The sequence below is a fragment of the Streptomyces silaceus genome, assembly GCF_001419745.1.
Lineage (GTDB): Bacteria > Actinomycetota > Actinomycetes > Streptomycetales > Streptomycetaceae > Streptomyces > Streptomyces silaceus.
Genome location: NZ_LIRJ01000588.1, coordinates 586 through 9107 on the forward strand (window position 1 = coordinate 586; position 8522 = coordinate 9107).

Here is an 8522-nt window from a genome sequence, read left to right on the forward strand (position 1 = left end):
GCACCACGAGTGGCACGACCGGGAGTGGCTCGCCCGCCGCGCGGACGTTCCGGTGCACGAGGCGCCGTTCTCCGTGTACGAGGTGCATCTCTCGTCCTGGCGGCCAGGCCTGACGTACCGTCAACTAGCCGAGCAGCTGCCCGCCTACGTCGCTGACCTCGGCTTCACGCACGTCGAGCTGATGCCCGTCGCCGAGCACCCCTTCGGCGGCTCCTGGGGCTACCAGGTCACCGGCTTCTACGCGCCGACGGCCCGCCTCGGCACCCCCGACGACTTCAAGTACCTGGTCGACGCCCTGCACCAGGCGGGCATCGGCGTCCTGATGGACTGGGTACCCGCGCACTTCCCGCGCGACGACTGGGCGCTCGCCGAGTTCGACGGGCGGCCCCTGTACGAGCACGAGGACCCGGCCCGCGCCGCGCACCCCGACTGGGGCACCCTGGAGTTCGACTACGGCCGCGGCGAAGTACGCAACTTCCTGGTCGCCAACGCCAGTTATTGGTGCGAGGAGTTCCACATAGACGGCCTGCGCGTCGACGCCGTCGCCTCCATGCTCTACCTCGACTACTCGCGCGAGCACGGCGAGTGGACGCCGAACGCGCACGGCGGCCGGGAGAACCTCGACGCCGTCTCCTTCCTCCAGGAGATGAACGCGACCGTCTACCGCCGCAGCCCCGGCGTCGTCACCATCGCCGAGGAGTCCACCGCCTGGGACGGTGTCACCCGCGCCACCCACCACACGGGCCCCGGCGGCTTCGGCGGCCTCGGCTTCGGCCTGAAGTGGAACATGGGCTGGATGCACGACTCCCTCGGCTACCTGACCAAGGAGCCGGTGCACCGCAAGTACCACCACAACGAGATGACGTTCTCGATGGTGTACGCCTACAGCGAGAACTACGTCCTGCCCATCTCGCACGACGAAGTGGTGCACGGCAAGCGGTCGCTGGTGTCCAAGATGCCCGGCGACTGGTGGCAGCAGCGCGCCAACCACCGCGCCTACCTGGGCTTCATGTGGGCCCACCCCGGCAAGCAACTCCTCTTCATGGGGCAGGAGTTCGCGCAGGGCGCCGAGTGGTCGGAGGGGCACGGACCCGACTGGTGGCTGCTGGATCCGGCGTACGGCGCCGAGCCCGACCACCGCGGCGTGCGCGACCTGGTCCGCGAGCTGAACACCGTCTACCGCGGCGAGCCCGCCCTGTGGCAGCGCGACACCGACCCCGGGGGCTTCGCCTGGGTCGAGGGCGACGCCGCCGAGGACAACGTCTTCGCCTTCCTGCGGTACGCCGAGGACGGCTCCGTGCTGCTCGCCGTCTCGCACTTCTCACCGGTCGTCCGGCACGGCTACCGCCTGGGCGTGCCGGACGAGTTCGCCGCCTGGCAGGAGGTCCTGAACACCGACGAGGCCCGCTTCGGCGGCGGCGACGTCACCAACCCCGACCCGCTCAAGCCGGAGCCGGTGGCGTCCCACGGCCGCCCCGCGTCGCTGCGCCTGACCCTGCCGCCGCTGGCTACCGTGTGGCTTCGACCTGTTTGAGCGCCACCGGCAGCTCGCCTTCGTACAGCACGCCCAGCCGCTGCGTGGCCCGGGTCAGGGCCACGTACAGGTCGCTCGTGCCGTAGCGGGCCGGCTCGACGACGAGGACCGTGTCGAACTCCAGGCCCTTCGCCTGACGCGGGTCGATCAGCACGACCGGCCGCGTCAGGTCCGGGGCCTCCCCGGCCGTCACCCCGGGGAGCTGCGCGGCGAGCTCCGCGTGGAGCTCGCGCGGGGCGATCACCGCGAGGCGGCCCTCGTCCCGCGTCTCGGCGGCGACCGCGTCGGCCACGGCCGCGGGGAGGTCGTCGGCGCGGCGCGCCCAGGGCCGTACGCCCGTGGAGCGCACCGAGCTCGGCGGCCGGAAGTCGGGCTGCTCGACGCGCGGCACCTCGGCCGCCACGTCCATGATCTCCACGGGCGTGCGGTAGTTGACGCCGAGCCGGGTGTACTCCCAGCGGTCCTCGACGTACGGCGAAAGGATCTTCTCCCACGAGCCGCAGCCGCCCGCCTCCGCGGTCTGCGCCGGGTCGCCGACGAGCGTCATGGAGCGGGTCGGGCAGCGCCGCATGAGCAGCCGCCAGGCCATCGCCGAGAGCTCCTGCGCCTCGTCGACGATGATGTGCCCGAACGCCCAGGTGCGGTCGGCGGCCGCGCGCTCGGCGGCGCTGCGGTGGTCCAGCTCCTCCTGGCGCTCGGCCATCCGCTCGGCGTCGATGATGTTGTGCGCGAGCAGGACCTCGGCGTCCTCCTCGTCCTTGTCCTCGAACTCGTACGTACGGGAGGCGCGCGAGACGTCGAGGACGCCCTGCGCGTAGGCGATCTGGCGGGCGCGCTCGGCCTCGGCCGCCGCGCGCGCCGCGCTGTCGTCGTGCCCGAGCAGCTCGGCCGCCTCGTCGAGCAGCGGGATGTCGCCGGGCGTCCAGGCCGCGCCGGGCGGCCTGCGGATCGCCGCCGCGTCCGCCTCGGCGAGGCCCGTCGGCTCCTGAAGGAAGTCGGCGAGGAAGCGCTGCGGGGTGAGGGTGGGCCACAACTCCTCGATGGCCGCGTGCACTTCGGGGCTGGCCGCGATGGCCTTGCCGAGCTGGGCGATGTCGTCGGGGCCCAGGAAGTTGGGCCCGCCGTACGGGTCGGCGCCGATGCGCTCGGCGAGCTGCTCGGTGAGCGCGTCGATGATCCGGAACGCGAAGTGCGGGCGCCCCAGGTTGTGCGGGACGTCCGCCGCGCGGGCCGCGTCCCGGGCGGCGAGGGCGATCGTCCAGTCCAGGACCAGGTCGCCGTCGTCGTGCGCGATGACGATCGGCTCGCCCGGCTCGGGGGTGGCCTGCCGGTCGCGCACCGCGGCGGCGAGCACCTCGGCCATCTCCGCGCGGCCCTTGACCTCGGCCGCGGCGGGGCTGTCGGTGCCGGTCGCGGTCACGCCGGGGAACAGCTCGCCGACCGTGGAGAGCAGCACGCCCGTCTCGCCGAGCGCGGGCAGCACCTCGCTGATGTAGCCGAGGAACGCGGGGTTCGGCCCGACGATCAGCACGGCCCGCTTGGCGAGCAGCTCGCGGTGCGCGTACAGGAGGAACGCGGCGCGGTGCAGCGCGACGACGGTCTTGCCGGTGCCGGGGCCGCCCTCGACGACGAGGACGCCGCGGTGCGGGGCGCGGATGATCCGGTCCTGCTCGGCCTGGATGGTCTGCACGATGTCGTGCATGCGGCCGGTGCGGGCCGAGTCGAGGGCGGCGAGCAGCACCTCGTCCGCGTCGGCGCCCTCGTGGCCGGTGCGGGTGGTGTCGCTGAGGTCGAGGATCTCGTCGTGCAGGTGGGTGACCTCGCGGCCCTCGGTGGTGATGTGCCGGCGCCGCCGCAGGCCCATCGGCGTGTGGCCCGTCGCGAGATAGAAGGGGCGCGCGACATCGGCACGCCAATCGATCACGAGCGGGGTGCGTTCGGTGTCGGAGGCGCGGATTCCGATGCGCCCGATGTGGTGGTCACGGCCGTCGCGGAATTCGAGCCTCCCGAAGCACAGGCCGTTCTCTCCCGCGTTGAAGGCGGCGAGCAGCCCGGACCGCTCCGCCACCAGCACATCACGCTCCAGGCGCGCCTGGAGACCGCTGCCCACCTGGGACAACGATGCCTGTACGGCGGCCTCGGCCTCCTCGCGCAGCGCGTCAAGGCGCGCGTACAGCCCGGAGACGAATTGCTGCTCTTCCCGCAATTCCTCGGTTGACAATTCAGCCCCTCGCCAGTTACAGTGCTCTTGTTGAAACTTTCCGCGATGCCCCCATGTTCAAATGGGCAGGGCTCCGCGAAAGAATCCAATATACGCAGAGAAAAGCCCCGGACGTCAATTCGTCCGGGGCTTTTTTCCTTGATCCTTCGGCGCGGGTCCCTCGCCCCTTCGGGGCGGGCCCTTCAGCGCGTGCGGCCCCCTCAGAGCACGTCGGCCAGCTCCTCCAGGAGCCTGCGCTTGGCCCGCGCGCCCACCATCTGCTTCACCGGCTCGCCGCCACGGAACACGATCATGGTCGGCGCCGCGAGCACCTTGTACGCGATCGCGGTCTCCGGACTGCGGTCCACGTCCAGTTGCACGATCTTGACGCGGTCCGCCTCCTCGCGCGCCAGCTCGCTGAGCACCGGGGCGAGCTGCCGGCACGGTCCGCACCAGTCCGCCGTGAACTCCACCAGGACCGGACGGTCCGCCTCGCCGAGCACCTCCCCCGCGAAGTCCGCGTCCGTCACCTCGGCCACGCCTGCCGCCTTCACCGTCACCACTCTCCTCATCCCGTCAGTTCGCACCGCGGCTCCGGGCCGCCTTCCAGCGCCGCCTCGGCGCGCACCAGCTGCGCGCCGACCTGCTCGCGCACCGAGTTCAACTGACCGATCAGCGCGTCGAGTTCGGTGAGCTTGCGGCGGTACACGGCGAGCGACGCGGGGCACGAGTCGCCCTCCGGGTGACCGGAGCGCAGACACTCCACGAAGGGCCGTGTCTCCTCCAGGTCGAACCCGAAGTCCTGCAGGACCCGGATCTGCTCCAGGAGCCGCAGGTCGTCCTCGTCGTACGTGCGGTAGCCGTTGCCGGTGCGCCGCGCGGGGAGCAGCCCGCGGGACTCGTAGTAGCGCAGCGTCCGCGTGGTCGTCCCCGCGCGCGCCGCGAGCTCGCCGATTCGCATGCCACGACCGTAATCCTTGACGTGGGCGTCAAGGCGAGCCCTTTCTCCCCGGCACGGGTCAGGCGGGCCTGCGGATGCCCTCGACGATCGAGGTCCAGTTGTCGGCGCCGTGCCCGAGCGCGATGGACCGGTCGGCCGCCGTGAGGACACCGCGCAGCGCGCCCGCGTCCAGGCCGCGGCGCTCGGCGGCGCGCACGATGTGCCGCACGTTCGCCGCCTCCACGGTGAGGTTGTCCAGGTCGCCGGGGAACTCCTCCGCGTCCAGCTCCCGCGCCGTGCCGTCGACGACGCTCGACAGCAGGGCGGCGAGGGCGTTCATGTACGGGGCGACGGCCGTCGCCCGCACACCCTCCGTGGCGGCGAGGGCGAAGCCGTGCACCAGGCCGTGCATCGCCGTCCAGAAGAAGTCCAGGACGGCCAGGTCGTGGACGGCGGCGAGCCCGTGGTCCTCGCCGACGTGGGCGGTGCGCCCGCCGAGGGCGCCGAGCGTCGCCTCGTACTTCTCGTACACGGCCCGCGGGCCGCTGTGGAAGATCAGCGCGTCCGGTGTGCCGATCATCGGCACCGGCACCATGACCGCGCCGTCCAGGTAGTCGGCGCCGAGCGCCCCGGCCCAGGCGGCGGCCTCGCGGGCGCGCTCGGGGGTGTCGGAGGTGAGGTTCACCAGGAGGCGGCCCGGCAGTTCGCCGGCCGCCTGGTCGAGGACGGCCTGTGCGGCGTCGTAGTCGAGGACGCACACGACGACGACCTCGGCGGCGCGGACCGCGTCGGCGGGGGCGGCAGCCCGGGTGGCACCCCGGGCGACGAGGTCCTCGCCCTTGCCCGGGGAACGGTTCCAGACGGTGGTGGGGTGCCCGGCCGCCAGGAAGGCGCCGGCGAGGGCCTGTCCCATGGCTCCGAGACCGAGGACGGCGACGGCGGGGAGGGCAGGGGAGTGTGACGAGTGATTCGGCATGCCGACCATGCTTGGCGCACCCCCGACTCCCCACAAGTACCGACTATTTGGTCAGCTACCCACCACGAGGTAAGCATCCAGGTGGAGACGGTGAGCGGGCGTCAGCCGAAGTCGGGCTCCCCATAGGAACGCCGGAACTCATGGAAGCCCCGCACCCCGGCCATGAGCACGACGCCGTCCCACAGCCGCCCCGCCGCCTCGCCCCGGGGCGCCGGTGACACGACGGGGCCGAAGAGCGCCCCGGCGCCCTCGACGGAGAGCACGGGCGTGCCGACGTCCGTGCCGACCAGGGCGGTCCCGGCGTCGTGCGAGGCCCGCACCACGGCGTCGTACTCCGAGGTCATCGCCACGGACTCCAGCTCCGCGGGGAGGCCCGCCTCCACGAGCGCGGCCGTCATCCCCGACCAGTCCTGCCGCTCGTGGACACGGCTCCCGAGCGCGTCGAAGTAGCGGCCGAGGGCCTCGTTCCCGTACCGCTCGCGGACCGCCGCGCACACCCGGCCGTGCGCCTTCATGTACTCCCCGTACAGCCCCTCGGGATCCTCCGGGTCCACGGCGAGACCTTCGTTGAGCACGGCGAGGCTCATCACGCGCCACCGCACCTCGACGTCCCGCACCCGCTCCACCTCACGGAGCCAGCGCGAGGTGATCCACGTGTACGGACACACGGGGTCGAACCAGAAGTCGACGCCCACCGCCCGTGGGGCGGACGAGGCGGCTGATACAGCGGAGGAACTCACCCAACCACCGTACGCCTTCGGGAAGTTGACGCACCACAGCCATTGACGGGACGCGCACCCACAACTACAAAACCAGCAGCACCCTTCTGAGAGCGCTCTCACCGCCACACTCCCACCCCCACGGAGGTGCCCGATGAGCACGATCCCCCCACTCCCCCGGCTGCGCAGGACCCCTCTTCTGGCCGGCCTGGCCGCCGTCGGCCTGCTCGGCACGCTGCTGCTGCCGGGCACGGCACGCGGTGACGTGCCGCCGCCCGCGCCCGGCTGGTCGCTGGAGTGGAGCGACGACTTCAACGGCCCGGCGGGCAGTGCGCCCTCCTCGGACAACTGGCAGGTCGACCTCGGCCACGGCTATCCGGGCGGCCCCGCCAACTGGGGCACGGGCGAGATCCAGGAGTACACGGACTCCTCGGACAACCTGAGTGTCGACGGAGCGGGCAACCTGAGGATCACGCCCCGCCGCGACCCCTCGGGCACGTGGACCTCCGCGCGGATCGAGTCCAGGCGCACCGACTTCAAGGCCCCCGAGGGCGGCACCCTGGCGATCGAGGGCCGCATCCGGATGCCGGACGTCACGGGCGACGCGGCGCTCGGCTACTGGCCGGCCTTCTGGGCGCTCGGCTCGCCCTACCGGGGCAACTACCAGAACTGGCCGTCCATCGGCGAGTTCGACGTCATGGAGAACGTGAACGGCGTCAACTCGGTCTGGGGCGTGCTGCACTGCGGCGTGAACCCGGGCGGCGACTGCAACGAGACCCAGGGCCTGGGCGCGAGCCGCGCCTGCCCCGGCCCGGCGTGCCAGGCGGACTTCCACACGTACCGCTTCGAGTGGGACCGCTCCGTGACGCCCGACCAGCTGCGCTGGTACGTCGACGGGCAGCAGTTCCACTCGCTCGGCCAGGATCGCTTCTCGGAGAAGACCTGGGCCGACATGACGTCGCACGACGGCTACTTCCTTCTCCTGAACGTGGCGATGGGCGGGGGCTTCCCGGACGGCGTGGCGGGCCACGCGACCCCCACACCCGCGACGCAGCCGGGCCACTCCATGGCGGTCGACTACGTCGCGGTCTGGACCCGCCCCTGACCACGCGCCCGGCGCTCGGGCACCACCGCCGTCCCTCCAGGTCCGTACGCACCCCCTCCACGGACCTGGAGGGACCGAACCCCCTCACACCTGCCGGGCCACCGGCCCCCGACCGGCACTACTCGGCGCTCCCCGCCCCCTCGACGCGCTTGTCATAGGTGAGGAAGACCGTGCCGCTGTCGAGGAGGACGGCGTCCGTCCGCTCGTACGTCACCGGGTCGAAGGCGGTCTTCGACGAGAACAGCGGCGTGCCCGAACCGAGCGTCAGCGGGCCCAGCTTGACGATGAGGCGGTCGATCTCGCCGCGCAGCGCCCCGGCGAGTTCGCCACCGCCGCACAGCCAGATGTCCTTGCCCTCCTCGCGCTTCAGCTCGCGCACCCTCTCGACCGGGTCGGTGGCGACCAGCTCGACGGCGGGGGCGGGCGCCTCCGTGAGGGTGCGGGAGAAGACGATGTGCCTCAAGTGCGGGTAGCAGTCGGGGACTCCGGCGTCCACGCCGATCATGTACGTCCTGCGGCCCTCGAGGATCGTGTCGAAGTGGGTCCCCTCCGCGGTGATGCCGAGCGCCTCGCGGGCCGGCCCCGGCAGGGTCTCGGGGTACTGCCCGACCAGCGTCTCGAGGTAGTCCTGACCGACCGGCCAGAAGCCGTCGGGGCCGGTGGGGTCGGAGCCGTCGGGCCCGGCGATGAACCCGTCGAGGCTGACGGCGATGAAGTAGACGAGCTTTCGCATGGGGTCTCCTTGAGGGTGGCGGGTCGGAAGGGCGTCGGGACGGTCGTTCAGCTGCGGTTCCCCGGCTTGGGGAGCGGCCGGGGCCTCGGCACGGACCGGGGCTTGGCGGGCTGCGGGAACGCCCGGTGGGGCTGCGCGGTCCGGGCGGCCGGGGCGCGGAACTTCTTCGGGTTTCGCATCGAGCTCCTCTGGATCACGTCGTTCGTTGTACTTCGCTTGGAGTGGTTAGAACGTAGTACTTCACCTGAAGTGGTGTCAACGCTTTTCCTCGACGGGTTTCCGCGGCGGGTCTCCTCGACGGGTCTCCTCGACGGC

Annotated in this window: 8 protein-coding genes and 1 pseudogene; 2 read left to right on the forward strand and 7 right to left on the reverse strand. The window is 72.1% G+C overall.

Going from position 1 to position 8522, the window contains the following annotated elements:
• The coding region (gene glgB, locus AOK22_RS37145) for a 1,4-alpha-glucan branching enzyme (protein WP_244165264.1) at window positions 1-1534 on the forward strand (1534 nt) is incomplete at its 5' end.
• On the opposite strand, the gene AOK22_RS37150 is transcribed toward glgB, so the two are convergent.
• From AOK22_RS37150 to AOK22_RS37170, 5 genes are all read right to left on the reverse strand, one after another.
• Window positions 1509-3755, reverse strand: a complete 2247-nt coding sequence (locus tag AOK22_RS37150) for a HelD family protein (protein WP_055703070.1) — start codon at window positions 3753-3755, stop codon at window positions 1509-1511. The two genes, glgB and AOK22_RS37150, sit on opposite strands and share 26 nt — an antisense overlap.
• A 200-nt stretch (window positions 3756-3955) precedes the next feature.
• Window positions 3956-4306, reverse strand: coding sequence for a thioredoxin (gene trxA / locus AOK22_RS37155; RefSeq protein ID WP_055703071.1), 351 nt, complete (start codon window positions 4304-4306; stop codon window positions 3956-3958).
• Window positions 4303-4695: a MerR family transcriptional regulator gene (locus AOK22_RS37160; protein WP_055703072.1), complete on the reverse strand. Its 393-nt coding sequence runs from the start codon at window positions 4693-4695 to the stop codon at window positions 4303-4305. The genes trxA and AOK22_RS37160 overlap by 4 nt, the downstream gene beginning before the upstream one ends.
• Window positions 4696-4753: 58 nt before the next feature.
• Window positions 4754-5650, reverse strand: coding sequence for an imine reductase family protein (locus tag AOK22_RS37165; protein WP_107102126.1), 897 nt, complete (start codon window positions 5648-5650; stop codon window positions 4754-4756).
• Between the two features lie 101 nt (window positions 5651-5751).
• Window positions 5752-6390, reverse strand: coding sequence for a mycothiol-dependent nitroreductase Rv2466c family protein (locus tag AOK22_RS37170; protein ID WP_055703074.1), 639 nt, complete (start codon window positions 6388-6390; stop codon window positions 5752-5754).
• Between the two features lie 133 nt (window positions 6391-6523).
• Between AOK22_RS37170 and AOK22_RS37175 the strand changes: the two are divergent.
• Window positions 6524-7468, forward strand: a pseudogene (locus tag AOK22_RS37175) (glycoside hydrolase family 16 protein); the annotation flags it as partial.
• Between the two features lie 124 nt (window positions 7469-7592).
• On the opposite strand, the gene AOK22_RS37180 reads toward AOK22_RS37175, so the two are convergent.
• Together AOK22_RS37180 and AOK22_RS43810 are read right to left on the reverse strand one after the other, a co-directional pair.
• On the reverse strand, window positions 7593-8207 hold the full coding sequence (locus tag AOK22_RS37180) for a dihydrofolate reductase family protein (RefSeq protein WP_055703076.1): 615 nt from the start codon (window positions 8205-8207) through the stop codon (window positions 7593-7595).
• 47 nt (window positions 8208-8254) lie between these two features.
• Complete coding sequence (locus AOK22_RS43810; protein WP_269086343.1) at window positions 8255-8386, reverse strand: hypothetical protein; 132 nt, start codon at window positions 8384-8386, stop codon at window positions 8255-8257.
• Window positions 8387-8522 lie beyond the last annotated feature (136 nt).